Annotated in this window: 25 protein-coding genes; all 25 read right to left on the bottom strand. The window is 37.4% G+C overall.

The genetic code is table 11. The features are described 5' to 3' along the window. Window positions 1-27 precede the first annotated feature (27 nt). The 25 genes from cotE to MHB65_RS05770 all read right to left on the bottom strand — a co-directional run bounded on the left by cotE (window position 28) and on the right by MHB65_RS05770 (window position 25,583). The gene (gene cotE / locus MHB65_RS05890; RefSeq protein WP_205442054.1) at window positions 28-681 is read right to left on the bottom strand and encodes an outer spore coat protein CotE; all 654 of its coding nucleotides are present in this window, start codon (window positions 679-681) and stop codon (window positions 28-30) included. 136 nt (window positions 682-817) lie between these two features. Next, the gene (locus tag MHB65_RS05885) at window positions 818-1,255 is read right to left on the bottom strand and encodes a RicAFT regulatory complex protein RicA family protein (protein WP_004225842.1); all 438 of its coding nucleotides are present in this window, start codon (window positions 1,253-1,255) and stop codon (window positions 818-820) included. After that, window positions 1,256-2,800, bottom strand: coding sequence for a tRNA (N6-isopentenyl adenosine(37)-C2)-methylthiotransferase MiaB (gene miaB / locus MHB65_RS05880; protein ID WP_342442746.1), 1,545 nt, complete (start codon window positions 2,798-2,800; stop codon window positions 1,256-1,258). Between the two features lie 224 nt (window positions 2,801-3,024). Then, the gene (locus MHB65_RS05875; RefSeq protein WP_342442745.1) at window positions 3,025-4,293 is read right to left on the bottom strand and encodes an ATP-grasp domain-containing protein; all 1,269 of its coding nucleotides are present in this window, start codon (window positions 4,291-4,293) and stop codon (window positions 3,025-3,027) included. A gap of 114 nt (window positions 4,294-4,407) precedes the next feature. Next, window positions 4,408-5,418 carry a histidinol phosphate phosphatase domain-containing protein gene (locus MHB65_RS05870; RefSeq protein ID WP_342442744.1) on the bottom strand — a complete coding sequence of 337 codons (1,011 nt, stop codon included), beginning with the start codon at window positions 5,416-5,418 and terminating at the stop codon, window positions 4,408-4,410. Beyond that, entirely contained in the window at window positions 5,418-6,200 is a 783-nt protein-coding gene (locus MHB65_RS05865) for a DeoR/GlpR family DNA-binding transcription regulator (protein WP_205442049.1), read from the bottom strand. The genes MHB65_RS05870 and MHB65_RS05865 overlap by 1 nt, the downstream gene beginning before the upstream one ends. Beyond that, on the bottom strand, window positions 6,197-7,198 hold the full coding sequence (locus tag MHB65_RS05860; protein WP_342442743.1) for an ABC transporter ATP-binding protein: 1,002 nt from the start codon (window positions 7,196-7,198) through the stop codon (window positions 6,197-6,199). Before MHB65_RS05860 ends, MHB65_RS05865 begins: the two co-directional genes overlap by 4 nt. After that, on the bottom strand, window positions 7,195-7,980 hold the full coding sequence (locus MHB65_RS05855) for an ABC transporter permease subunit (protein ID WP_342442742.1): 786 nt from the start codon (window positions 7,978-7,980) through the stop codon (window positions 7,195-7,197). Before MHB65_RS05855 ends, MHB65_RS05860 begins: the two co-directional genes overlap by 4 nt. Further along, window positions 7,977-8,822, bottom strand: coding sequence for an ABC transporter permease subunit (locus MHB65_RS05850; protein ID WP_342442741.1), 846 nt, complete (start codon window positions 8,820-8,822; stop codon window positions 7,977-7,979). Before MHB65_RS05850 ends, MHB65_RS05855 begins: the two co-directional genes overlap by 4 nt. A gap of 72 nt (window positions 8,823-8,894) precedes the next feature. Then, entirely contained in the window at window positions 8,895-9,731 is an 837-nt protein-coding gene (locus tag MHB65_RS05845) for an alkaline phosphatase family protein (protein ID WP_342442740.1), read from the bottom strand. Beyond that, the gene (locus tag MHB65_RS05840) at window positions 9,721-10,809 is read right to left on the bottom strand and encodes an extracellular solute-binding protein (RefSeq protein WP_342442739.1); all 1,089 of its coding nucleotides are present in this window, start codon (window positions 10,807-10,809) and stop codon (window positions 9,721-9,723) included. Before MHB65_RS05840 ends, MHB65_RS05845 begins: the two co-directional genes overlap by 11 nt. A 235-nt stretch (window positions 10,810-11,044) precedes the next feature. Next, the gene (locus MHB65_RS05835) at window positions 11,045-11,422 is read right to left on the bottom strand and encodes a 2-oxoglutarate ferredoxin oxidoreductase subunit beta (RefSeq protein ID WP_342442738.1); all 378 of its coding nucleotides are present in this window, start codon (window positions 11,420-11,422) and stop codon (window positions 11,045-11,047) included. A gap of 199 nt (window positions 11,423-11,621) precedes the next feature. Continuing rightward, window positions 11,622-12,140 (bottom strand): hypothetical protein, encoded by a 519-nt coding sequence (locus MHB65_RS05830; RefSeq protein WP_342442737.1) that lies wholly within the window; start codon window positions 12,138-12,140, stop codon window positions 11,622-11,624. Window positions 12,141-12,156: 16 nt separating this feature from the next. After that, window positions 12,157-13,374: an aminopeptidase gene (locus tag MHB65_RS05825; RefSeq protein ID WP_342442736.1), complete on the bottom strand. Its 1,218-nt coding sequence runs from the start codon at window positions 13,372-13,374 to the stop codon at window positions 12,157-12,159. A 29-nt stretch (window positions 13,375-13,403) separates the two neighbouring features. Then, on the bottom strand, window positions 13,404-14,156 hold the full coding sequence (locus MHB65_RS05820) for an ABC transporter permease (protein ID WP_205442040.1): 753 nt from the start codon (window positions 14,154-14,156) through the stop codon (window positions 13,404-13,406). A gap of 3 nt (window positions 14,157-14,159) precedes the next feature. Beyond that, window positions 14,160-15,098, bottom strand: a complete 939-nt coding sequence (locus tag MHB65_RS05815; protein ID WP_342442735.1) for an ABC transporter ATP-binding protein — start codon at window positions 15,096-15,098, stop codon at window positions 14,160-14,162. 484 nt (window positions 15,099-15,582) lie between these two features. After that, window positions 15,583-16,191, bottom strand: coding sequence for a TetR/AcrR family transcriptional regulator (locus MHB65_RS05810; protein ID WP_342442734.1), 609 nt, complete (start codon window positions 16,189-16,191; stop codon window positions 15,583-15,585). A 375-nt stretch (window positions 16,192-16,566) separates the two neighbouring features. Continuing rightward, window positions 16,567-17,433: a 2-oxoacid:ferredoxin oxidoreductase subunit beta gene (locus MHB65_RS05805; protein ID WP_004224896.1), complete on the bottom strand. Its 867-nt coding sequence runs from the start codon at window positions 17,431-17,433 to the stop codon at window positions 16,567-16,569. Then, the gene (locus tag MHB65_RS05800; RefSeq protein ID WP_342442733.1) at window positions 17,433-19,172 is read right to left on the bottom strand and encodes a 2-oxoacid:acceptor oxidoreductase subunit alpha; all 1,740 of its coding nucleotides are present in this window, start codon (window positions 19,170-19,172) and stop codon (window positions 17,433-17,435) included. The genes MHB65_RS05805 and MHB65_RS05800 overlap by 1 nt, the downstream gene beginning before the upstream one ends. 263 nt (window positions 19,173-19,435) lie before the next feature. Next, complete coding sequence (locus MHB65_RS05795; protein WP_053594284.1) at window positions 19,436-19,702, bottom strand: stage V sporulation protein S; 267 nt, start codon at window positions 19,700-19,702, stop codon at window positions 19,436-19,438. A gap of 177 nt (window positions 19,703-19,879) precedes the next feature. Beyond that, window positions 19,880-20,677, bottom strand: a complete 798-nt coding sequence (locus MHB65_RS05790) for a TIGR00282 family metallophosphoesterase (protein ID WP_205442035.1) — start codon at window positions 20,675-20,677, stop codon at window positions 19,880-19,882. A gap of 123 nt (window positions 20,678-20,800) precedes the next feature. Further along, complete coding sequence (locus tag MHB65_RS05785) at window positions 20,801-21,811, bottom strand: glycosyltransferase family 2 protein (RefSeq protein ID WP_342442732.1); 1,011 nt, start codon at window positions 21,809-21,811, stop codon at window positions 20,801-20,803. After that, complete coding sequence (locus MHB65_RS05780) at window positions 21,793-23,322, bottom strand: oligosaccharide flippase family protein (protein WP_342442731.1); 1,530 nt, start codon at window positions 23,320-23,322, stop codon at window positions 21,793-21,795. The genes MHB65_RS05785 and MHB65_RS05780 overlap by 19 nt, the downstream gene beginning before the upstream one ends. A 19-nt stretch (window positions 23,323-23,341) precedes the next feature. Beyond that, the gene (locus MHB65_RS05775; protein ID WP_342442730.1) at window positions 23,342-24,514 is read right to left on the bottom strand and encodes a glycosyltransferase; all 1,173 of its coding nucleotides are present in this window, start codon (window positions 24,512-24,514) and stop codon (window positions 23,342-23,344) included. Then, window positions 24,498-25,583, bottom strand: coding sequence for a glycosyltransferase (locus tag MHB65_RS05770; protein WP_342442729.1), 1,086 nt, complete (start codon window positions 25,581-25,583; stop codon window positions 24,498-24,500). Before MHB65_RS05770 ends, MHB65_RS05775 begins: the two co-directional genes overlap by 17 nt. Window positions 25,584-25,586: the final 3 nt, after the last annotated feature.

The raw sequence follows: 25,586 nt of genomic DNA, 5'->3' as shown, positions 1-25,586 counted from the left end.
TGTATCAAAAAATGATGTTTTTTAAACTTATCTTGGTCGTTCATCAGGAAACGATGAAGACTCTAACACATACCTACCTTCTCCTTCAGGACTTGAAGATGAGCTGGAACTAGAGCTTGATGAGGATGAAGATGAACTTTCATCATTAAGGCTCCAATCTTCTTCATAGTCTAGTGGATGGACACTAATACAAATTGTTGTTTCACCCATTACTTCCACAACTACTTCACGTTCCACTACAATTTCAAACTTCGTACCACATGGAGAGATAATCGCTTCAATACAATTTGGCTCTTGTATCACACGTACACGAACGTCATCACCAACGCTAATTTCACCTTCTCGATAGTGAAGCTTCACTTTGTCTTTATAGTGAATCGTTTCAGAAAACACAGCTGTTTTCGAATGATTACTATAGGCATACCACACATTGACATCAAATTTCCCTGTTACTTCTACAAATTTCCCGACTCTTTTTGCAGAGCAAGTGTGATTGATTACCCAGCATCCTAAAATACTTGTCGGTTTATTTGTTGGTGATAATGTCACACGTTCTTCCGTTCTCTTCTTCCCTTTGGCAACTACTGCTTTCGTCACGATTTGTCGTAAACGTTTCAGCGCAATTCCTCCTTCGACTCTTTTCACTCCATCATATGCAGGTAGCGCCCATTGGGTGAACATATATTTTTAGAGAATGAAAAGTATCGTCCAGATCTTTTTCCGTGAGAGGTCTGCTATAGCGTGGGAATGCTTCAATAGAAGAAGACATGAAAAAAGCTCGAATGCTGTCATTCGAGCTTTGATTTCCAAGGGTTTATTAGGAGCAACTACCTGGCTGAGTATTTTCTACGTATGAACCCGTTTCACCACGAAGAACATCGCCACCAGTTGAGCGAATAATTTCATTTGTAACATTATTCGCGATGGTATTCGATACCAGTTGCAATAAATCATTCACATCGCCTTGTGATTCTTTAAATTGTTGCACAACTGGGATAGCATTAATTTCTTCTTCGATTTTAGCAATTTTATCTTCAATCATTTTTAATGCTTTTTCTTTCCCTAAGTGTTGGAAATTAACCGCTTGTTTTTGTAAGCTTTTTAAGCTTGCAATACGTTCACGTACTTGTTGATTTTCATTAATCTGTGCTTCTGCCTTTTTGAAAAATTCAACCTCTGGCGTATTTGCAATCATATGTGCAATTTCATGTGATTTTTTAATTAAATCTTCTTTTGTATATAAGACTTGTGTCATTTACGCTTCCACCTTTTCATTTTTTACGACTTCCAAAAATTCACCAGTAAGTGAATAAGATGTAGTCTCTGTTATTTTTACTTTTACTAATTGACCAATTACTTCTGCTGGTGCTTTAAAGTTAACTAAACGATTTTTCCGCGTATAGCCTGCTAGCACATCGTCGCGTCGTTTACTTGTACCTTCAACTAATACTTCGACAACCTCACCATTTAAACGCTCTAATGCTTTGCGTGAGTATTCACCCACTACTTCATTTAAACGTTGAAGACGCTCTTTTTTCACCTCTTCAGGTACATTGTCGATCATTTTTGCAGCTGGTGTTCCTTCACGTGGAGAATAAATATACGTAAACGCTGCCTCAAAGCCGACTTCACGGTATAAGGACAATGTTTCCTCAAATTGCTCCTCTGTTTCATTCGGATAGCCAACGATAATATCTGTTGTTAATGTTACTTCAGGTATGGCAGCTTTAATTCTGTCCACTAAACCTAGGAAATGCTCGCGTGTATATTTACGCGCCATAATTTTTAAGACATCATTCGAGCCAGATTGTACTGGTAAATGGATATGCTCCACTAAGTTGCCACGTTTTGCAAGAACTTCGATTAAATAATCATCAAAGTCACGTGGATGACTCGTTGTAAAACGTATCCGTGGAATATCAATCTTTCTTAATTCATCCATTAAATCACCAAGACGATAATCAATATCCTCAAAATCTTTGCCGTAAGCGTTGACATTTTGTCCCAGCAACATAATTTCTTTGTAGCCCGCTGCCGCTAGCTCACGTATTTCAGCAATGATTTCCTCTGGTCGGCGACTACGCTCTTTACCTCGTGTATACGGAACGATACAATACGTACAGAATTTATCGCACCCATACATAATATTAACCCAAGCCTTAATGGAACCAAGACGTTTTTTCGGCAGATTTTCAATGACATCGCCTTCTTTAGACCAAACCTCTATCACCATTTCCTTCGACATGTAAGCTTCTTTTAAAATGTTCGGCAAACGGTGAATATTATGTGTACCAAATACCATATCGACATGTGGGTAGCTTCTTAAAATTTTATTAACAACAGATTCCTCTTGCGACATACAGCCACAAACCCCGATTAGCATCTCAGGGTTTTTTCGTTTATATTTCAGCAGGAAACCAAGTTCTCCAAATACTTTGTTTTCTGCATTTTCACGAATAGCACATGTATTTAGCAAGACAACGTCAGCCTCTTCAATCACCTCTGTTGGTGTGTAGCCCAGCTGCATAAAAATCCCAGCCATTACTTCTGTGTCATGCTCATTCATTTGGCAGCCATAAGTACGAATATAGAAGGTGCGATCTTTGCCCATTCCTGCGAACTCTTCTGCAATGCTAAAATCCTTATGATACTTGACATCTTCTTTCCCACGTTTTTTAGCATCTTTTAAGGAAGGAGCCGTAAAGACCTTCTCAAAATATTTACTATAATCCTTTTCAGGCTTGTCTTCTTTTTTTGGTTGATTGACTTGTTGATTAGCTAAGCGTTGTTCCTCATTCATCGCAATCAGGTAACTCCTTTCAAACGAAATCCATGCACTTGAATTCCCATTTTATTATTATACTGAATAGTTGATACTTCCTACAAGGTTTGCGCCTCAAATGTCGTGGTTTCGACTTAATTATATGAAGATAGGCGTAATTATCCATCCGCTTTGATGTTCTATCCTTCCGTTAGGGCTTTGTATCCTCCTGTTTTGAAGCGCAATCCTTCAGTTTGCATATGCTAACCATTGCTTTCATTAAAATACTTGCTGTACTTTACATGTAAATACGAATCATACAATTTCAACTTCATCCAACGCTTTATATTCATATCTTCTTTATACAGTAATGCATTCGTGTATTGCCCTTCTTTCATTAATTGCTTTGCTTCAATTTTTAATTTTTCATTCTTCATGTATTTAAATAATGTTTTTGGAGGAAGTAGTGACCATACATGCTTCGTCTGGACATATGTTCGCTCATGATTAACCTGGAATAAATAATCATCCACCACATACTGCATTAAATTATGACCACTCGCTGTCACATAGTAGCTTGAAGCCCCTGCTCGCAAATTCATTTCAAATAGCTTATATTCCCCATCTCTAGCGTCATATTTCATATCAAAATTAGCAAAACCTGTATAGCCAATTTCCTCTAAAAAATGGCGGATTGATTCCATTAGCTGTTCATCATAGTCCGTCATGACAGCTAAAGAAATACCTTTATTTTGCGGAGATGGATCTTCAAGTAGCTTGTTGCTTACACACATCAACTTTACTTTTTGATCCCTTCCTACATATACATCTAGTACACGTATATAGGAATCATCGCCTGGAATAAATTCTTGAACGATTAAGGCATCTTGATAACTAGAACGATAAATACTGCGAATGATGTGCTGCATCTCGTCTGCATCATGCACTAAAAATATTTTTTTCTTCTCAGGAAAGGAACTATTCGTATAGGTCACGGCATTGGAAGGTTTAATAATAATGGGATACTGGATCGGGAGTTCACTATTTGCATGATGTTCCTTTGTGATGATCATGGTTTTGGGGTATTTTAACTGATATTTATCACAAAGCTGGTAAAACTTTTCCTTTGTTTGCACCATTTTTAGTAAAGCCTGATCAATATAAGGTAAAATAAAGTACTTTTCAAGCAGCTCTTTATTTTTAATGATAAGCTCTGCATAATAGCAGTCACAAACTAATAAAATCAATTTCTTTTGTTGGCACTGCATGGCCAATGCGACTAGCGCTTGTACAAAACGGCTAGGATCATCTAAATGTTCCACATATTGAAAATCCAGAATACCGCTATTTTGCGTGGCAATTCCCTGAGAGCCTCCCAAAAAGAGTGAGCGCATCGTTCTCCCTTTTTTAGCTGGCTCAATGACAAGACTTTTGATGCGATAGGCTTCATAAAAAGAGCGGGCTACCCCATAGGCATGCTGACCCGATTGAATAATAATTGGCAAAAAGGGTTGTTCTTTAATGGATGTCAATTTGATTCGCCTCACATTATAAAAATGAATTTAATCATTTGTATGCGAGCTAAATTGTACTTATGTAATACAAATAAAAGGCACTACAATGAAACTTTAGTGCCTTTTCTCTACCTATAACGTGATCATTTTTTTAACTCGCTGCTCAAAAGCGACAATGGCTTGAACGCCATAACCCTTTAGTAGCTCAGTATTGGCAAATGTATATTTACCTAAATCATCCGGGAAATGCGCATCAGAGGATACGGTAAAAGCAACTCCATGGGCAAGTAAGGTTTGTAAAAAAAGAGGACCCGGACACATTTCCTTTACAGGGTAGCGATAATACAGCCCGGCATTGATTTCAGTGGCGGTTTGAGTAGACGTTAGTGCCTGTGCAATACGTTTATACCAAACTTCAAGAAAAGCACGATCCTCCACTTGATAATTAAATACTTTAAAGTTATCTAAATGGGCAACAAAATCAAACATATTAGAAAGAATCATTTGCTCAACTACTCCAAAAAATCGCTCATAACTTTGTTGTAAAGTGGGCTGATCCATTTGCTCAAAAAGATATTGTGTTTGCGGATTATCAAAGCCCCAACCATCAACAAAGTGAACTGAACCAATCACATAATCCCAAGGATAACCAGCCAGTAAAGCCGTTAATTCCTCCTCCCCACCAACAAAATAATCTGCCTCTATACCAAGCCTTAGTGTAATGCCATGTTGACGCCATTTTTCCTTTGCCTGCTGAATGGTCGTGACAAAAGCATCTATATTTTCTGTCATCACACGATCCAGCCAATAGCGCTGTATTTGTCCAATCTCGCTATCATCTAGCCTCATAAAGCGCTCAAAATAGGCCCGTGTTTCTTGAAAACGATATAAATGATCAACAATACCTACCTCACGCAAGCCAAGCCGTTTTGCCTGTTCGAGATATAAATCCAACCATTCCTCACTATAACAGCCATTTTTCACACGTTGTGCTAGCCGCTGTACTTGACAGGTCATTTGTTGCTTAGAGCCTTTTTCCGTCTCATCCTCCTGATGGAAAAACGCCAGTGCCTGTGATGTACGCTCTAGCCAGCGAAATGAATAGGGTCCCTCTTCTAAATGTACATGATAATCAATTGTCATCAGCTCTTCCCTCCATTACATACCGTCCATTTTTCCTCATAAGCTTGCCATTCTAATGGACAAGTGCTTTCGCAAAGAATTTCTGTACATTCATCAAGATGACAGATTTGAAAAAATGATTTGCCATTAATTTTGGCTGCATCCGCTAATAAATAACTCACCTTACTATGCTTGAGCATTTTCTTAGAAATAAGAGATTCATCCAAATCGTAATCATAAACAATGCCCTCACTAATGCCACCGCACGATAAAAAGGCCTTATCAAAATTCATATTATCTAGCATTTCTAACGTCATAGCACCTGCAACTGAAGATTGTTTTGGATTCGCAGTGCCCCCTAGTAATATGACCTTGCCTGTCATGCGTCGTTCTTCAATAGCTAAATTAAATTGAATAGCTGCTGCAATCGAATTCGTGACAACTGTTATATCATCAACAGCTAATAAAAAATCGGCCATATGTACCGTTGTAGTACCTGTATCTACTGCAATAGTATCGCCGTCGCAAATGCGTTTTGCTGCCATACGAGCAATTTGTCGCTTTGCCTCCTTTTGCATTTGTAGCTTACGTAAAAACACCGGTTCATTGCGTACGTTTGTGTATTTAATAGCCCCACCATGAACTCTTGATAATAAATGCTGTTGCTCTAATTCATCAAAATCTCGGCGAATTGTTTCTGGTGCTACTTGAAGGGCATCGGCAATATTGGCAACAATAATTTTTCCTTCTATATCTAATTGTTTTAAAATAAATTCAAATCTTTCCAGTTTTGCGTAAGTCATGCTAATGCAATCACATCTTCTTGTGCGACATAACACTTATAGGTTTTTCCCATTTCAATCGAATAGCCTTGTTGATGCAGTTGTTCCATTGTAAACGCCATTTCCCCATCAAACGTAGTACGAATAATATTGCCACTCATTAATGATTGTTTGGCAATTCCAGAGAGACACAAATCTCCATCTCTTTGATCGAGATGCAATGCTTCAGGTCGAATGGCAAATTTAGAGGATTGCTCTACTAAAGATTTTCCAAGCATTTTTTCTAAAATCTTGCGTGGAAAGACATTATAATGACCGATGAAATTAGCAATAAATTCATTATTCGGTCTCGTATAGATTTCTGTTGGTGTACCATTTTGGGCAATATGGCCATTATTCATGACGAATATTCTATCCGAAACAGCCATCGCCTCCTCCTGATCATGTGTAACAAGAATCATTGTCATATTTAATTTTCGTTGAATTGCTCGTAAATCGGCTTGTAGTTTCTTGCGAATTTGAGCATCAAGCGCACTAAGCGGTTCATCTAATAACAGTACTTTAGGGCGAACAATTAATGCACGTGCCAGAGCAACACGCTGCTGTTGTCCCCCAGATAATTCTTTCGGGTAAGCATTGGCTTTCTCACTTAAATGAACAAGTGCTAGCATTTCTTGAACACGCTGTTCAATATCTGCCTTACTGACTTTTTGCATATGCAAACCAAAAGCAACATTTTCTAGTACAGTCATATTAGGAAAAAGTGCATAGGATTGAAAGACCATGCCCACTTGACGATCCTTCGGTTGTACGCCACTCATATCTTTTCCTTCAATCAAAATTTTACCTGCCGATGCATCTGTTAAGCCAGCAACAATGCGCAAAATGGTACTCTTTCCACAGCCACTAGGACCTAACAGTGTGATAAATTCACCCTTTTGAATTTCCATATGAATATTGGTTAAAACAGTTGCTTGTCCATATTTTTTATGAAGTCCTTCAATAACAAGATAACTCATAGATTTGTAGCACCTTTCGATCGTTTCGTTACGATTGCAATGACAAATGTTAATAGACCCATTAGCACGAGATAGATGAAAACAACTGCACTAGCAATATGTCCACTTGTGCTAAGCTTTTTCATTAAATAAATTTGAACTGTTTCAAAGCGAGAGCCAACAACAAGATTAATCAAGACAAATTCACCAAATAAGACAGAGAAGGATAACAATGCACCTGCAAATAAGCCTGGATAAACGGTAGGCAGTAAGATTTTTGTGAATGCTTGCCTTTTGGATGCACCTAGCAATTGAGCCGCATCAAGTAGCTGCCTCGCATCTATATTTCTTAAACTATTTCGTGTACCTTGATAGATATAAGGAAGAATTCCCACAACATAGGCGCCTAAAACAACGAATATCATCGGTATACCTATTTTGCTATAAACGCGTATAAGCCCTACTGCTAAAATAATTCCTGGGAAAGAATACACCATCACCACTGCCATCTGTATCCATTTCTCATATTTAGGAAAGTACAGGACGATGACAAAGATAGCTGGCACAATAACGAGGAGTGCGATACTAACTGCACCACCTGCTAAAAGTACTGAACGGCCAAATGCCTGAATAAATTCGGTATCCTGAAACAATGTGGCAAGCCATTTGAATGTGAGTCCCTCTGGCAATATCGTTTTATTCCATTTTGTTGCAAACGCATAGAGCATTGTTGCCAACACTGGTAATAGTAAATACCCCACTAACAGAAGGAAGAAAAAATCAGCCAAGCCACGCTTTTTCATTTTACTTTCCTCCTAGTTTTAGAGATACTCCACTCACTAATAAGCATGGCCGTCACCATTGTCACTGCTAATATGACCGCAATGGCACTGGCTAGCTCTGGCTGAGCAAATATATCACCTTTTATTAAGGAGCCAATACGAATCGCCACTAAATTATAATTACTGCTTGTTAATGCATAAGCAGAGGCATACGCCCCCATTGCATTGGCGAATAATACACTAAAGGTTCCCACAATCCCTGGAAGCATAACCGGTAAACCAATTTTCAGCCAAAACTGCCAGCTAGATGCCCCTAGAAGGGCTGCTGCCTCCTTCCATTGCTGCTGTATCCCATCATAAATGGGATATAACAGCATAAGCGATAATGGTAGTTGAAAATAAATATAAATAAGTAACAAACCGCCCCAGCTATAAAGAGAAAAGGACGTCAACACATCAATATCCCATTTGTCAAATAACAATGTAAATAAACCACTATTGCCAAGTAAAACAATAAAAGCAAATGCTAGCGGAATGCCTGAAAAATTGGATGTTAAGTTCGTTAGTATTAAAATTTTCTCCCGTACTGGCTCAGAAAACTTCATCATGGCATAGACAGCAAACAATGTGACAAACAATGCAATGACAGCCGAGATAACGGACAATGTTATGCTATTTTTAAAGCCTTGCAAAATATAATCGTTCGTAAAAATGGACTTGTATTGCGCCAGTGTAAAGCCCTCACTATTTTGAAAGCTCGTAATAAGCATATACAGTAAAGGTACTAGGAAAAATAATAAGAGTAGAACAAGAAAAGGCGAAAGCCAAGCAATGGACTGCCGCTTCGATATCAACACAACCACTTCTTTCTATAATTACTTGCGGCTCAAGAGGGATAGTAGTTGCTCCAGCCTACAAGGAGCGACTACTCCTAGTTACACCTCTTTTGCTGTATACACACCTTCTAGCAAAAGTGGCACCATATCTTCTGCAGGCTTCATATTTAATAAATGACAGCACAGTGGCGCAACTTGTAATTGCGAAATAATGCCTTCCTTTATACCAGCCTTTACGGAATCTGATATGACAAACAGTGGGACATGACGATCCTCATGCGTTGTTCCACCATGATTGCCATCACTTGTCATACCATGGTCAGCTGTCACAATTACCTCATAGCCTTGTGCCATACACTTTGGAATAAATAATGAAAGTAAGGCATCCATCGCTAAAACACGATTGCGATATTGAGCAGAATCCGCCGTAAATTTGTGACCATCATCATCAACATTCATTGGATGAATATAAAGGAAATCAGGTTGCTTTTGATCCATTAACCATGCTGCATCGGCAAACACATGACTATCTGGATAATGATCCTCAAAATAGAACATACCGTTGTCAATTGGTAATTGTGTATCGAGTTGTAGCCTGTCTTCCATATGATTAAATGGCGCTCTATTATAAAGCTCACTTACCCAATAATAGGCGGAGGCTGCGGTGGACAAACCATGCTCCTTTGCGACATGAAAGACACTTTGTTGATTCGATAAACGCACAGTCATATTGCTAGTAACGCCATGCACAATGGGGGGTGTACCTGTTAAAATCGTCTCATACAATGGTCTGGATAATGATGGTACCTCTGCGCAAATCTTATAGCGAGCAGCCACCTGACGCTCGACTAAATGGTGCAAAAATCCCATATGTGTACAGGCTGTATCAAAACGCAATGCATCGATGACAATAAGAACCACTTTGTTATTTTGCATGGATTAACACCTGCTCTTGATAAAGCTGAGGGATTTGCTTCGTCGTGTCTTCCCATTTCTTTTGATCTTTTACTGGCTGTGCATTCGTATACATATCTGCTGGTAATAATAAGTCTTTTACTTCCTGAGGAAGGTCTACTTTATCTCGAATCGGACGCGCATAGCCTTTTGCTAAATTTTCTTGACCAGCATCTGAAAGAATATATTCACGTGCTAGCATGGCAGCATGTGGGTTTTTGGCATATTTATTAATTACCGTTGCATAACCAGAAGTGACAGACCCTTCTTTTGGTATCACTACATCGAAGCGCTCCTCATCGATTTGGTGACGATAGCCTAGTGCATTAAAATCCCATAAGATTGCAACATCTATTTCACCTTTTTCTAGGTTCGCTACTGATGGATCTCCCTGTAAACGCCCTTGCTTCGCTAATTCGGCAAAGAAATCAATGCCTGGCTGGATGTTCGACTCATCCCCTCCAAAGGCCATTGCCGCTGCTAAAATAGCAAACTGTGCTTGGTTAGCCGTTAATGCATCCCCAATACTGACTGTATAATCCCCATTTTTCAGATCTTCCCATGATGTCGGGGCATTCTTCACATTATTTTTATCTGTCAAAAAAGAAATGGTTCCTGTATAGCCAACAATCCAGTGACCTTCTTCGTCTTTAGCCCAATCAGGTATTTCATCCCAATACGACGTTTTGTATGGTAATGTTAAGCCCTTATCCTGAGCGATTGGTCCAAAAGCAATTCCGACATCTCCAATATCTGCTGTAGCATCATCTTTCTCTGCTTCAAACTTCGCTAACTCCTCGGCACTCGACATGTCCGTATCCTTGTGTTTGATGCTATATTCGGTCCCGAGTTCCTCCCAAGTTTCTACCCAGTTCGCCCATGTATCTGGCATACCAACAGAATTAACAGTGCCCTCTTGTTTTGCTTTTTCTGTAATTTCTTCAAGCGATAAATCCTTGTTTACCTCATTTGCACTAGATGAACTGTCAGAACAAGCTGCCAACATGGAAATGGCTAATGCACCGATTAGACCTTTTTTCCACAGTTTTTGAATTGCCATGTGTTGGACCCTCCATTTGTTTTGCTTTATTTTTATTTGCTTACATCCGTAATGGTATAAAACAAACATTAAGCAAGTATGGAGGTGTTAAAAATATTTAGTAAAAATTATTGAGGAATTATAAATTTCTATGAAAATAATGAATAAGTAACGTAGAATTGTAAAGTTGTATGAGGAGGATAAGGAGAAACCTAGGTATGTGTACGTTTGCTTTACAGACGTACACATACCTAGGTTATTTGGAGAGACCTAAAAAATCAGCATATGTATGCGGCTCATTTTCCTTGAGAATTGTTAAAAATGTAAATGCCAGTTGCACAACTGACCACCATCTCATATTGTACGACATCTCAAAACGAGAAGGTTCTAATGAAAAGACATCTTGAAAAATATCTAACGGCTCTATTTGTTCATCCTTTAAAATGGATAGAAAGCCAAGAAATAACGTATGATCTTTGACTTCAATCAGTTTGTCCTCTACAAGAGCATCAATATTTTCAGGCTGTTGAAAATTACATTGTGTAGCTACATAATGTTCTAAATCCTGCGCACGCTTTCGGTCTTCACGTTCCTTTTTTTTTGCAATAAAATCAATGACGTTATTCACGTTCATCGCCTCTTTTTTTCTTTTATTGTAGCATTTTTTTTAGGAAGAATGCCTGAAATAGCCCCACTCTTTTCTATAATAGAAAGATCTTTAGGCATTTTTATTCACCAATGACAAGGGTATGAAGTGGCGATGTTCCATCTGAATAAAGCCCTCAAACTGTGTAAAAAAATCGTTCTATTGGATGCTTCCTCATAAGCTTGACTTAAATGGTTTGTTTTTTAGTAAATTCCTCTAAAAAAGTAGTTAGTTGATGAAATTCCACAGAGAAAACATCTTGCATACCAAAATAGCCCTCTTTTTCATCAATAACCGTGGCAAACTTTTTATAAAGACGATGAATATAGCCATGATGGCGATAAGCATAAAACTGGACTTCCTTCACTTCTGGATGTTCTTCTAAAATATGATTAAGCATTTGTAGAAAACCCTTAACAAAGGATCGACTATTTTGATAATCTTTTTTTAATAGCGCACAATCAATAAAAACGATATTTTTATTTTTAAATTGATCTTCTCGTATACCCAATGTATAGCTCGCCGCCGCGATTACTTCCTGTTGTGGATTTTGAAAGAGAAGCAGATTTGTCTCTTCTATCATGACATATAAACTACCTAGTGTATCTAAAATTGGATACATATCATCAAATATATTTCTATTTTGCAAAAAGAAAACCGCGAATTTTTCATAATCCTTGTCAGTCTTACATTGCACTATTTCCATTCCTTTTCCCCCTTATTTAGTGGGCCCACTTACCATTCACTAAAATGGCTTCGACAGTACCGTCTTCACGTATACCATTGACCTGTAATTTTTGTGAACCTAACATAAAATCAATATGGATCATACTATTATTTATGTTTTCTAGATTCACACGATCTTCTTCCTTCAAGCCTGATGTATAGGCTTGCCCAATAGCTAAATGACAGGATGCATTCTCGTCGAATAAATTATGATAGAATAGTAGATTGCTTCTGGAGATTGCAGAATCATGAGGAACCAATGCAACCTCACCTATATATCTAGCACCCTCGTCTTTTTGAAGAATATTTTGTAATGCATCCATCCCTTTTTCTGCAAAGAAATCAATAATTTCACCATCTTTAAATGTAAGTGTAAATTGATCAATGATCTGCCCTTCATAAACTAATGGCTTTGTATTTTTGACTATTCCATTTACTCCTTTTTTGAGTGGTGTCGTATAAATTTCTTCAGTCGGCATATTACAAATAAATGAGCTTCCCTTGTCATTCGTTTCTAAGCCATTAACCCAACGATGATTTTGCGGTAGCTCAATTTTTAAATTTGTGTCTTCGCTAATGAAATGTAAATAACGGAAATACTTATCGTTCAATAAAGCTGCCCTTTTATTTAATGTTTGGATATGTTGCCTCCAGGCTTTTAGTGGATTTTCTTCTTCTAATCTTAGTATTTCAAAAAACTTTTCCCATAACTTTTCCAGAGCATTTTTGGGCTCTAAATCGGGGAAAATAGACCCTGCCCATTGCTCCGTCGGATAAACAATAACAGTCCAACTAACTTGCATTCTAATCAATTTTTCGGTAAACGAGCGAAAAGCAAGTGCAGAAGCATACTCTGCTTTTTCTACCTTAACAGGGTCTACTCCCTCCATATTTTGCAAGTGGGGTGAAATTATATAAAGAAAAGCGGCACCACTACTCGCCATTTCTTCATACCCTTTCACAAGCCAATCAGGTGTATAGGCTAAGCCTTGCTCTGTCATATATTCATATTCAATTCGAGCAAGCTCTTCATCAATCCACCTTATATAAACATAATGTGCACCATTGAGATAGGCATGTCGACAAACCCTTCTAACAAAATCGGCAGCAGCTATTGAGGCAGAAATCACTAAAGTCTGTCCTTGTTGAATATTTATTCCTACTTTAATGACCAACTCCGCGTACTGTTCTATTTTAGTTTCAAAAGTTTTCATTCTATGTTAAACTCCCAATTTTTAATATTTTAATGAACACGCCAATGTATTTTTTTACTGATTAATAGATAAGAAAAGCATGAAAAAATAAGTAGAATCAAAACATCTATTAATGTAGAATTGGACCATCCAACAGTTAGCATACCGTGTAATACATTCGCTACATACGTTGTGGGTAGCACATAGGAAATCCACTGAAGAATAATAGGAAGATCTTTCATCTCAATCATAACTGGTGTTAAGAAAGTGACAAACATCAGTAAAAATTGGGCTACAATATTTGTAAATTGTGGATTTGGAGATAAAAACCCCATTAATACACCAATGCCCACTACACTAAAAATCGCCAATAATGCTACTGGTATTAAAAGCCACTCGAAATGAAGATTCACCCCATAAATTTGCTGACCGAAAGTAAATACAATAATAAAAGAGGGTAAGGAAGTTAAAATACCATAAAACAACAAAGATAAAATAAAATTAACTTTACGGATGGGAAGGGATGAATAATATGTAAAATAACCTCCGAATTTTTGATACGATATATCCTGCCCTAAAATATTCATTCCCATTAACAGAATACTAAAAATCATATTACCAATAATTAATCGTGCCAATTGTTCTGAACTTGATTCACCCAGTAAAAATTCAAGAAACACTAAAGTAACCATTGGAAAAATGGAAGACATTGCAATGATCCATAATAATTGATGCCTTACAATGGCTATTTGTATACGAAATAGAATAAATAATTCAACAAAGAATTGAATAAAGGAATTCATAAGCTATTCACTCCTTTGTTGCTCTTGAAGTAGTGAATAGACATCTTCAAGACTTGGAGGTAACAGAGAGTACTGACTGATGTTCAATGTCTCATCCTGTATTATCTCAATAATAGTACGGACCGAGTTTTTCTCAATTAGCAGGGTGAGTTTTGTATCCTCTACTAATTCAGCTTGCCCAAAAGCTTTTAGTCTGTCTTGGATATTTTGAATAGAGGTTTCCTGCGCATAAATTTCTAAACGCATTCTTTGGTCTACCCTTCTCTTCAGCTTTTCGACATGGTCAATGGCTAAAAGCTTTCCGTTATCTATAACAGCCACACGATGGACAACTTTTTCAGCTTCCAATATATTGTGAGTGACTAAAATAATTGTTGTACCCTTTTGGTTAAGCTCACGAATGATGTCCCATACTAATTTCCGTTTTAATGGATCTAGCTCGTTTGTAGGTTCATCCAAAATCATGACGGATGCCTGACCAATCAAAGTAGTTCCTAAACTAATGAGTCTTCTTTGGCCACCCGAAAGCTTTGATAATAGCTTATCTCGATAAGCTTCCATGCCTAACTTCAGCAAAATGTCATCAGTCTGTTGTTTCGACTCTTTTTTTGAAAGCCCCTTTAACCTACCCGTAAAATAAATGGCTTCCCATGTTTTTAAAAATGATAAAGCAAAAGTCTCTTGTGAATAATAGGCAGTCTGTCTCAATACATACTTCGTATTCTTGGATACTTCTTGGTTATGAAACTTCACTGATCCCTCTGTTGGTGCTAACTGTCCAATCATCTGCTTAATCAATGTGGTTTTTCCTGCTCCATTCGGCCCTAATAAGCCAATAATTTCTCCTTTATTTATGGTCAGTGAAATGCCATTATTTGCTTTAAATTTACCTTTTTTATAGTAGAAAGTTACATTTTCTAATTCATATATTGGTTCAAGCATGTTAAACAGCCTTCCCTGGTTAAATTTCAAAAGATGAGGCCTGACTAAAAAGTCAGACCTTGGGGTAATAATTATTTACCAAAGGGTACTTTATCGCCGCCTTTTGGTAAATTTAATGGTGGAAACATCATTACTTTTCACCTCTCTTTCTTTTACTTTGTTGAGTGAACAACCATCAGATAAGCTAATGATAATCACTACTTATTTTTGATTTTATATTACTTCAAAGTAATATACAACAAGAAAAATAGAAAAATCAGTATTTTCTCACTCTTAGATAATAGCATGATTTAACACCTAATTTCCTCTATCCATTAGACCATCTATTGATAGCGATTTTCCCATCTGATATGCATCTCCCTGCTGTAAATAGAGTCACAAGCATTGCATAATCGTTACTTACTTCCAATTCAATTGAATATTACTCACGGGTAATATTCAATTGAAAAAGTATAATGATTACTTTCTTTGCTCAATAGCATAATTATTTATCAGCATTCGCTTTAGGTAACATACCATCTATCAATAAATTCACAATATCACGGGCTATCTCTTCTGGCTTTTTTAGCTTTGGCAGTAGTTGAACAAATGTTAATCGCTCAATAATGCCTATTAAGCACTCTGCCACTATATGTGTATCTATATCTTTGCGAAAGTAGCCAGCATCTACTTCATAATCCAGATTCTCTTTAATTTGCTTGACAATTTGTACCTTTATTTCATCAGCCTTTGTTGATAAATAAAAGCCAATCCGTGTTAAATTAGGGTTTTTGGCAAAAAATGCTAATAATTCCTTAACATTATAGATAATACGCGCTCTTACTGTCCCTTGCTCCAATGCAGGCTGTAAGCGGCTTTTTTTAGCTAAATCCATCATTCGTAAGCGAAAAAGATTTTCTAATTCTTCAAAAATGGCCTCTTTATTTTTAAAATACAGATAAAAAGTAGGCTGACTTAATGATGCACTTTTTACTATAGTACTCACCTTCGTTTCATGATATCCATGCTGCGCAAACTCTTTCGCTGCAATTTCAAGTAATAATGCGCGACTTTCTTCTCCACTTGCGCCTTTAGGTCTACCTCTTTCTGCCATAAAAAAACTCCTCCATTTAAGTACACATAAAACATTTTTTTCTATAGAAAAAGTCCTTTATAAGGATAGTTAGTTGTAAAACCTTACCTCCAATAAAAAGGACTAAATTTACTATTAGGGTAACATGAAGGACTCATTAGAGCAATGACTTTGATCTACGCTCGAGATAAACCTGTAATCCTAACCTTATCAATTACTCGTGGAAGCTATGTATTTACCCGCGATTGATTACTAAATACTCGCGGTAGCTATGCGTTTACCCACGATTGATCACTAAATACTCGCGAAAGCAGTATATTTACTCGCGATTCCTTACTAAAGCATAAAAAAAGCATTTGGAATGTCATCATTCCAAATGCTTCGATTCTATCATTTTTACATAAATTCTTTTACTAAATCATTGAAATCATTTTCGCTCATTTTGATATCGATATCTGTTAATGGTAGCTCTGAGTAGCCAGGTACTTTTTCTTGATACGACGTTGTTTCTGTATCATGATAAATAATGCCTGTTACTAAGCCCTCGTGCTCCATCACTGTACGCATCGCCATACCACGATCTGAGTGATCATAGCCTTCGACATCCGCTAGCTTTGTTAGGTTCTCTTTAAACCAATCATATGTGTTCACTTTGTTATACGTTACACAAGGTGAAAAGACATTGATAAATGAGAAGCCTTTATGGTTAATACCAGCTTCAATTAAAGCTGTTAACTCTTTAATATCTGTAGAGAAGCCTTGTGCCACAAATGTTGCACCACTTGTTAATGCTACTTCTAATGGTTTTAATGACGGTTCAATCGCTCCACCTGGTGTAGATTTTGTAATAAATCCAGCAGCAGAACGTGGTGATGTTTGACCTTTTGTTAAACCATAGATTTGGTTATCCATAACAATATAAGTAATATCAATATTACGGCGGATTGCATGAATTGTATGCCCCATACCAATTGCAAATCCATCACCATCACCACCAGAAGCGATGACATGTAAATCACGATTAGCCATTTTTAAGCCCTGTGCAATTGGAAGTGCACGACCATGAATGCCATGGAAGCCATAAGAATTGATATAACCTGAAATACGACCAGAACAACCAATGCCTGAAATGACCGCAAGTTCATTTGGTTCAATACCGACATTTGCAGCAGCACGTTGAATAGCTGCTTGTACAGAGAAGTCTCCACAACCTGGGCACCAGTTTGGTTTCACTGTATTACGAAAATCCTTAAATGTTGCCATTAGCGAGTCAACTCCTTCACACGATTTTCTAATTCACCTGGCAAGAATGGTGTACCATTATATTTAGTGATTGTCGCGATTTTATCGTGACCACCAACATTCATCTTCATAATATTAGCTAATTGACCTGTATAGTTATTCTCTACAACGATCACTTTTTTCGCTTGTGCAACTAGAGATGTCATTTCTGCAGTTGGGAATGGGTGAATTAAACGAATGTGTGCATGATTCACTTTCATTCCTTGCGCATTCAGTCGTTCTTGTACTTCTTCAATAGCGCCTCTTGTTGAGTTAAAGCCTACTAATAAAATCTCGGCTTCCTCATGTGGTGCATTGACAAAGACTGGGTTATCAAATTTCAAACTCTCTAATTTACGGAAGCGTTTATCCATTTGTGTTTGACGATTACCCGTTGCCTCAGATGGCTTCCCTGTTTCATCATGTTCAACCCCTGTAACGTGGTGAATACCATGTAGTGTACCTGGTAATACACGAGGTGAAATACCATCCTCTGTATCTTCATAGCGTTTGAAGTAGGCTTTATCTGCCGCTTCTTCAAGATCATCAATCACAATTTTACCGCGACGAATTTCAATTTTATTATAATCAAATGGCTCAACAGATTGTTTTCCTAGAGATAATTGTAAATCTGTCATTAAGATGACTGGTAATTGTAGTTCCTCTGCAATATTAAATGCTTGGATTGTATCAAAGAAAGCTTCCTCCATCGTCGAAGGTGCAATGACTACTTTAGGGATTTCTCCATGTGTTCCGTAAAGCATAGCCATCAAGTCAGATTGTTCTTGCTTTGTTGGTAATCCTGTTGAAGGGCCCCCACGTTGTGTATCCACTACTACTAATGGTTGCTCTGTCATACCTGAAAGACCGATTGCTTCCATCATCAATGAAAGACCAGGACCCGCTGATGCGGTAAAGGAACGTACACCACCAAAGTTAGCTCCAATTGCCATTGTTGCTGCTGCAATCTCATCTTCCGTTTGAATTACCGTACCACCAAATTTCGGTAATTTTTTAATCAAGTATTCCATAATTTCTGAAGCCGGCGTAATTGGGTATGCTGCCATAAAGCGTGTCCCAGCTGCTAATGCGCCAAGCGCTACTGCATCGTTCCCAATCATAAACATACGACGTTTGCCATCTGCAGGTGCAAGCTCCCATTCGCCTATACGATCAACTAAAAGCTCATTCATGATTTGGCGACCACGTGTAATAGCTTCCATATTTTTTTGAACGACTTCTTCGCCCTTTTTACCAAAAATATCATCGACAACATTTTGGAATACTGCATCCTCTAGGTTTAGCAATGATGCTGTTGCGCCAATAGCCACCATGTTTTTCATCAACGAAGTACCAAGCTCAGCTGCTACTTCTGTGAACGGTACTGCAAATAATGGCGCTTTGGAATCCTCTGGTTTAACAGGATCAAATTTTGCATCAGCTAAAATAATACCTTTTTCTGTAAGCTCTTTATAATTGACATCGATTGTTTCTTGATCGAATGCCACTAAAATATCTAAATCATCCGCAATTGCACGTACTTCTGTTGGACGAACTGTAATTTTATTATTCGTATGGCCACCTTTAATTCGAGAAGAGAAGTGACGATAACCGTATAGGAAATAGCCTAGACGATTCATTGCCATTGAGAAAATCTCACCAGTACTCTCAATCCCTTCACCTTGTTGCCCACCGACTTTCCATGAAAGCTGATGTAACATGTCAACAACTCCTTAAATCCAATGTGTACTATTATTTTTCCTTCATAAGTTTAACACGAAGAAACCGTCTGGACTATTGTTTCTCCACGATTTAGGTGAAAATCAGACCTTTGACTGAAAATCCTGTTCATAAAGTTGTAATTTTCAAATCCAAGCAAAATCACGCACCTATTTCAAGTGACATCTATCATATGTAAAACAGGAAAACGAAAAAAATGCCCGCCACATTATTATGTGACAGAGCATTTTACTTCATTACTTTTTTATCGAGTACGTTTTTCCACTAGCAGCTTCAAGGCTGTACGTTCTTCGCCAGCAATTAAAATATCGGCAAACGCCGGTGCGCAAATTAAATCTGTGCCACTTGGCGCTACAAATCCGCGTGCAATGGCCACTGCTTTCACGGCTTGGTTAAGTGCCCCCGCCCCAACTGCTTGCATTTCTGCCTGCCCTTTTTCTCTGATTACCGCGACTAATGCACCTGCAACTGAATTTGGATTAGAGCGTGATGATACTTTTAATGAATCCACAATTATTCCTCCCCGTTTCGCGAATAGTGTTTACGCTCAACAACTCATGTCCCCCTTTTTGGACCTCAAGTTATTGTCCGTAGCACATTTTATGCTCCGTAAAACGGAAATAGACTAATTTGACAAAGAAACCTATATCCTCGTAAAAGAAACGTAAAAAAACATTCTTCGACTTATCTATCCTTGAAATGGATAATCTTCATTTATATAAATGCGTTCACAGGCAATGGCTTTTCCTGTTCGATCATCCATCTCTACAAAGAAACCACTTAAAACCTCTCGTCCGTTTTTCGGTACTTCAAAACGAGATGGCATATTTGTTTGGAATTTATAGATGACACTTTCCTTTGTCATACCTAAAATTTCATCATACGGACCCGTCATACCAACATCCGTAATATAAGCTGTACCTTTTGGGTAAATTCGTGCATCTGCTGTTTGCACATGTGTATGTGTCCCAACAACCGCTGAAGCTTTCCCATCTAGATGCCAACCAAGAGCAATTTTTTCACTAGTCGCTTCCGCATGAAAATCCACGAAGACAAGTGGAGATATTTGTCGAGCTTCTTCAATCAATTGATCTGCCATTGTAAACGGATCCTCATGTGGAGGTAAAAATACACGACCATGTAAATTAATGACAGATAATGTCACACCATTTTTAGAAATTTGGACCATACCTTTACCAGGTGCTTCACTTGAAAAGTTTGCCGGACGGATTAAATAATCTGCGTCATCAATAAAATCAAAAATATCTTTATTGTCCCACGTATGATTGCCCATTGTAATGACATCTACACCCATTTGTAATAGGCTGTTATAAATATTACGAGTAATCCCTCGGCCTGCCGCAGCATTTTCCCCATTTGCAATAACAACATCTGGATTATACTTCTTTTTTAAGCGAGGTAAATATTTTTCCACCGCATCTCGACCAATTGAACCAACAATATCACCAATAAATAAAACCTTCATTTTTTAACCACTCTTTCTTTCCATTACGCCTCTATGATTGTGCTAGAGACTTTACTTCGCACCTTGAATACCATCCCTAATTGTACCGCTAGGCGAAGGATTACGCAAAATAAAAAATACAATCTAACAGCGTGAAATCACTTTGGGCTTTTTCACATTCATGTAAATCAGTGTCGAGGATAAGGTAAGCCAATTCATTTTGATGAGCTTTAAAAAAACAAGCTGTTTCATATTGCGATTTATTAACTTAACCTTTAGTATGTCTGGATAAGCCTTTAAAAAGGATTGAAGCTCATACTTCATATTTTTTTTAGTAGCACTTTGATGAAGAATAACCAACAACCCTTCGAATTGGTAATTCAGAAAGCTATTTTTCACTTCACCATAAACCTCTCCACACTGTAATTCTTTTAAGAGCTTTTTATACAATACATCATAATTATGCCGTAAATGAACCATCGCTTTTCTTGTTAAGGAGCATTGATTGGTTACATTATAATAATAAAGCTGTCTTGGTACATAACAGATAGATTGATTTTTGAGGACAGCTCTTGTTAGAAAAACTGTATCTTCTGCGAAGTTCATCCCCTCATCAAACCTTAGCTTATGCAAATCTAAAAAGGATTTTTCATACAATTTGCAGCTGGCAAAACCAAAATGTTGTTCTCCTATTTCAGTAAATAATTTGTGTAAACACTCTATGGCATTGTAAATACGGTAAGTGTTGGCTGGATAATGTAATTGTCTACTGCCTTCCGCTTCTTGCCAAAATAAATCGCATTTCGCAATATGGGAACCAGTCAGCCTGCATGCTTGATACAGTTCCTCAAGCATTGTTAGCTCTAGCCAATCATCTGCATCTACAAAGGTGACATATTGACCTTTAGCATGTTCTATTCCTACATTTCTTGCTTGACTGACACCACCATTTTCGCGATTAAAAACGGTTATGCGTTGATCGAGTTGGGCAAATTTTTGCAAGATGGATAATGATCGATCTTGACTGCCATCATTGATAGCAATAATTTCAATATCCTTTAATGTTTGATGACAAATACTTGCGAGACATTTCTCCAAATATTGCTCAGCATTGTAAACGGGCACAATAACACTTACTAAGACTTTGAACGCCAAAACTTTTTGCCTCCTTTACGGCAAAGCTCTATCCACTTTGTTCTCTGTTCTTTCCTCAAGCCAATACAGAAAAGACTGGCAGCTGCCAATAGCGTATAATAAAAAATAGATAAACTAATAGAAAGCCAAGTAACATGAAAGTTTGTTAGTTCCCATAACAGTCGACTACAGCAAATAGCGATGACAAAAGCGAGAACTAGCCTACCAATAGTTCGCCAAAACCCAAAGATATCCAAGCCGATTTTCTTATGGTAATAAATATTCATAATGACGACGTTTCCGATAAATAAAGAACAAGCTGTAATAATTGCCGTGCCGACCTTGCCATAAAAATAGATAGCTGGAATGGATACGACAATATTTGCGACGGCAACACTGATTAATAAAATAGTTCTAAATTTAAACATATTTTTTGCCTTCAGCACATTAAGACCTAAATTTTGTATGAGATCAATACTAAATGGCAACATAATAATGAGTACAATTGCATAAATGGCAATGAAATCTTGCCCGAGCCACAACAATAGAAATTCACGACCAAAAAGGAAAAAACCACCTAGTATATAACCCACTACTAAAAATTGAATGGCTCCCACTTTAATAAATAGCTGATTAATTTCTACTAATCCATCTTCTTTTGTCACAAGCATGGAAATACGAGGTAAAAATAATCCGCTAATCGCTAAAGCTAGTGACATAAAAATCAGCACAATTTGAATCGCTACTGCATAAATAGCAACATCCTCGGTTCCCTTTAAAATACCTAATAATACTTGATCGGTTTGCCAATAAATTTTATCAACAATAACCGTGATAAAAATAAAAAATGAATAGATGAAGATTTCCTTTATAAGTGCTGTATTTTTGAAAGTAAATGTAAATTGGATGGACAGCACCTTCATGCAATAAACGGCATCTAATACTAAAAAAAGTATGTTATATATCGCGATAATATAGATGAGTGTCACCGCATCTGTTCCCTGTAACAAAAAAAACAACATTGTCAAAGGCTGCACAATCACCTGTAATAATGTTGTTAATTTAATAAAAATAAATTTTTCATATGCTTGTAAGATGGAAGTAAAGACACCTAACGGGAATTGCATCGCTAAACTAATCGTCATGATAAAGCCCATTAGCCTAGCCTTTTCTAATTGTTCCTCCGATAAGCTTTGCCCAAAAATAATATCCACATGGGAAAATAAGAAAAATCCTATCAATAAAGTAAGACAGCCGATGCCAATAAATAACTTCAGAAAAAATCCATTTAATGATGCTTCTAATACCTTATCCGCTGTTGCCCGATTTCTAGCAATATAGCGTACAATTGCATTGCCTAACCCCAAATCTAAAATGGAGAGATAGCCTACAAGTACTATCATTAAGGAATATAAACCAAATTCTTTCTGACCAAGGAGTGATATTATAATTGGTGTGAAAATGAGCGAAGAGAGCATTGTACAGCCGATCGTTATATAAGAAAGAATGGCTCCAATCTTTATTTCTTTCATGAGCACACCTTTCTATTAATTAGGATGGACTTTCATTTAAAATCGCTGGATATAATGATTGGTATTGCGCAACGACCTGTTGAATTTGAAAGTTTGCTAAAATATGTTCACGACCAAGACTCGCTTTTTGTGCATATTGCTGTGAACTGTAATTTAAAGCCGTATTAATCCCACTTGCTAAAGCCTCTGCATCTTTAGCAGCTACAACCTCGCCACTATTCCCGACCAAATAGGCACAATCCCCAACATTTGTTGTGACACAACATGTACCACTAGCCAGAGCCTCCACTAATACATTCGGTAGTCCCTCTCCTACTGAGGATAAAACGAATACATCTGCTGCTGCCATTAACTGCGGCATATCCTCTCTACTGCCTAATAAGAATGTCACCTGCTCTAAATGGGCATCCTTAATCATTTGCAGTAATTCTCGATTCGAGTGATCGATTTCATAGCCGACTAAAAATAGATAAAAATCTTGTCGTTGCTGTCTTAGATGATTTAAACTTGCCATCAAATTTGCATAATCCTTTAATGGGTCCCATCTACCCACATGCAATAAAATCGGTTGATTGATGATATCAAATCGCTCTACAAAATATTGCCTTTTCATGCTTGGTTTATATAGATCTGTATTAATACCATTTGCAATAACACGATGCTTTTTACTACTATAGCCAATTGCTTCATGAATTTCCTTCACCTTAGGTCCACACGAAATAATGGCATCTACACGTTTAGACAATCTTGCACAGAGCTTGGCAATAAAAATTGTCCTACGTTTATTATCCTTTTTACTAAGATTACTATGGTGAATACCCCAAATTAATTTCTTTTTTAGCAAGATTGCTAAAATATACCCTAGTAAATTAGCATGATACATCCATGTTTGAATAATATCGCTGTCTCGACATAATCGATAACAATGCAATAATGCACTTACACGATTGCTACGCATATCGCATATCGATACCTTGATGTTTAATTGCTGTTCTATAAGCTCCCCATACGATCCCATCTCTGTTAAACAGATGACCTCTACCTCGTAATCATCCCGATCCATGTGTTGTAAGAGGCGATAAAGCATGGCTTCCGCTCCACCAAGACCGATGGTGGTGATGATATGAGTAATTTTAATTTTCTTTTGAATAGTCTCATCCTTCGACTTATTTTCTTTATATGTAGACGGCACATAATTTGTTTGTAATCGTTTCTACATCAAGACCTTTCCATTTGATACTGTCACAAATCATTTGAGGATCCACTTTCACATTTTTTGTCACAATGGCTTGAATCCAGCTATCCATCTCCCCATTCAGATCTAAATAATGCAATAAACCAATATTTAGATCTACTTCTCTTGGTAAAGTGGAAGAAACAATAGCGGGTGTACCACAAACTTGTGCCTCTAAAAGGACAATCCCAAAGCCTTCGTATTGCGATGGTAAAAGAAACTTATCAAAGAGTTGAAGAAGCTTGAGAATATCTGTACGTTGCCCTAAAAATCGAACACACTCCTCTACGTTTTTTTGTTGGACAAGAAGCTGGATGTCTTGTTCTAAAGGCCCGTCACCTACTAGGAATAATTTTATCGGGATACCTTGTTGCTTTAATTTTGCAGCAAGTTCAATTAAAAATGAATGATTTTTTACGGGGACAAACCGTCCAATATGTCCTAACACTAAATCACCATCTTGTATCGCTAATTCTTCTTTCATACGTCTTTTCTCTTCTAGCGATAGACATTCTATTTTTTGAAGTTCAATTGGATTTGCGATTACTTCAAAAGGTTTCTTATCAAAGCAAAACTCTCCCGCTTTTCTACTACAGGCTATTAACTTTGTTGCATTAAAAACACTGAGTTTTTTTAACAAAGTTAAGATCACTTTATTATTCCACTCTTCTGCAACATTCGTATGACTGTGTAATACGCGGCATGGAACGCCTGCTAATCGTGCCGCCAGTAATGTAAATACGGCTCGATAACCTGTGTGGTCGTGAACTGCGTCATACTGATGTTGCTTTAGGATGCGATAAATATTCCTCATATAAGCGAGCGGACCTTGCTCTGTAATGTATTTTTCGTAAAATATCTTAGAGCCTTGTTGGGTTATCATTTCATGGTATTGCCCCTTATTAAAAGACACGAAATCAAAGTGGTACAATGATTTATTTGTATTCGTCCAAATATCTACAATCATTGTCGTAATCCCACCAAAATCTGTTGTTGGAATAATATGCAGAATCTTTTTCAATGCCATTTT

Source organism: Lysinibacillus sp. FSL K6-0075 (assembly GCF_038592945.1).
Lineage (GTDB): Bacteria > Bacillota > Bacilli > Bacillales_A > Planococcaceae > Lysinibacillus > Lysinibacillus fusiformis_F.
This window is presented reverse-complemented; position numbering and strand designations above follow the sequence as displayed.

What these genes read in the sequence shown, in the direction of transcription:
- cotE (WP_205442054.1), bottom strand. Translation starts at nt 681, where the DNA reads ATGTTCACCCAATGGGCGCTACCTGCATATGATGGAGTGAAAAGAGTC.
- MHB65_RS05885 (WP_004225842.1), bottom strand. Translation starts at nt 1,255, where the DNA reads ATGACACAAGTCTTATATACAAAAGAAGATTTAATTAAAAAATCACAT.
- miaB (WP_342442746.1), bottom strand. Translation starts at nt 2,800, where the DNA reads ATGAATGAGGAACAACGCTTAGCTAATCAACAAGTCAATCAACCAAAA.
- MHB65_RS05870 (WP_342442744.1), bottom strand. Translation starts at nt 5,418, where the DNA reads ATGACAATTGATTATCATGTACATTTAGAAGAGGGACCCTATTCATTT.
- MHB65_RS05865 (WP_205442049.1), bottom strand. Translation starts at nt 6,200, where the DNA reads ATGACTTACGCAAAACTGGAAAGATTTGAATTTATTTTAAAACAATTA.
- MHB65_RS05860 (WP_342442743.1), bottom strand. Translation starts at nt 7,198, where the DNA reads ATGAGTTATCTTGTTATTGAAGGACTTCATAAAAAATATGGACAAGCA.
- MHB65_RS05855 (WP_342442742.1), bottom strand. Translation starts at nt 7,980, where the DNA reads ATGAAAAAGCGTGGCTTGGCTGATTTTTTCTTCCTTCTGTTAGTGGGG.
- MHB65_RS05845 (WP_342442740.1), bottom strand. Translation starts at nt 9,731, where the DNA reads ATGCAAAATAACAAAGTGGTTCTTATTGTCATCGATGCATTGCGTTTT.
- MHB65_RS05840 (WP_342442739.1), bottom strand. Translation starts at nt 10,809, where the DNA reads ATGGCAATTCAAAAACTGTGGAAAAAAGGTCTAATCGGTGCATTAGCC.
- MHB65_RS05835 (WP_342442738.1), bottom strand. Translation starts at nt 11,422, where the DNA reads ATGAACGTGAATAACGTCATTGATTTTATTGCAAAAAAAAAGGAACGT.
- MHB65_RS05830 (WP_342442737.1), bottom strand. Translation starts at nt 12,140, where the DNA reads ATGGAAATAGTGCAATGTAAGACTGACAAGGATTATGAAAAATTCGCG.
- MHB65_RS05825 (WP_342442736.1), bottom strand. Translation starts at nt 13,374, where the DNA reads ATGAAAACTTTTGAAACTAAAATAGAACAGTACGCGGAGTTGGTCATT.
- MHB65_RS05820 (WP_205442040.1), bottom strand. Translation starts at nt 14,156, where the DNA reads ATGAATTCCTTTATTCAATTCTTTGTTGAATTATTTATTCTATTTCGT.
- MHB65_RS05815 (WP_342442735.1), bottom strand. Translation starts at nt 15,098, where the DNA reads ATGCTTGAACCAATATATGAATTAGAAAATGTAACTTTCTACTATAAA.
- MHB65_RS05810 (WP_342442734.1), bottom strand. Translation starts at nt 16,191, where the DNA reads ATGGCAGAAAGAGGTAGACCTAAAGGCGCAAGTGGAGAAGAAAGTCGC.
- MHB65_RS05805 (WP_004224896.1), bottom strand. Translation starts at nt 17,433, where the DNA reads ATGGCAACATTTAAGGATTTTCGTAATACAGTGAAACCAAACTGGTGC.
- MHB65_RS05800 (WP_342442733.1), bottom strand. Translation starts at nt 19,172, where the DNA reads ATGTTACATCAGCTTTCATGGAAAGTCGGTGGGCAACAAGGTGAAGGG.
- MHB65_RS05790 (WP_205442035.1), bottom strand. Translation starts at nt 20,677, where the DNA reads ATGAAGGTTTTATTTATTGGTGATATTGTTGGTTCAATTGGTCGAGAT.
- MHB65_RS05780 (WP_342442731.1), bottom strand. Translation starts at nt 23,322, where the DNA reads ATGAAAGAAATAAAGATTGGAGCCATTCTTTCTTATATAACGATCGGC.
- MHB65_RS05770 (WP_342442729.1), bottom strand. Translation starts at nt 25,583, where the DNA reads ATGGCATTGAAAAAGATTCTGCATATTATTCCAACAACAGATTTTGGT.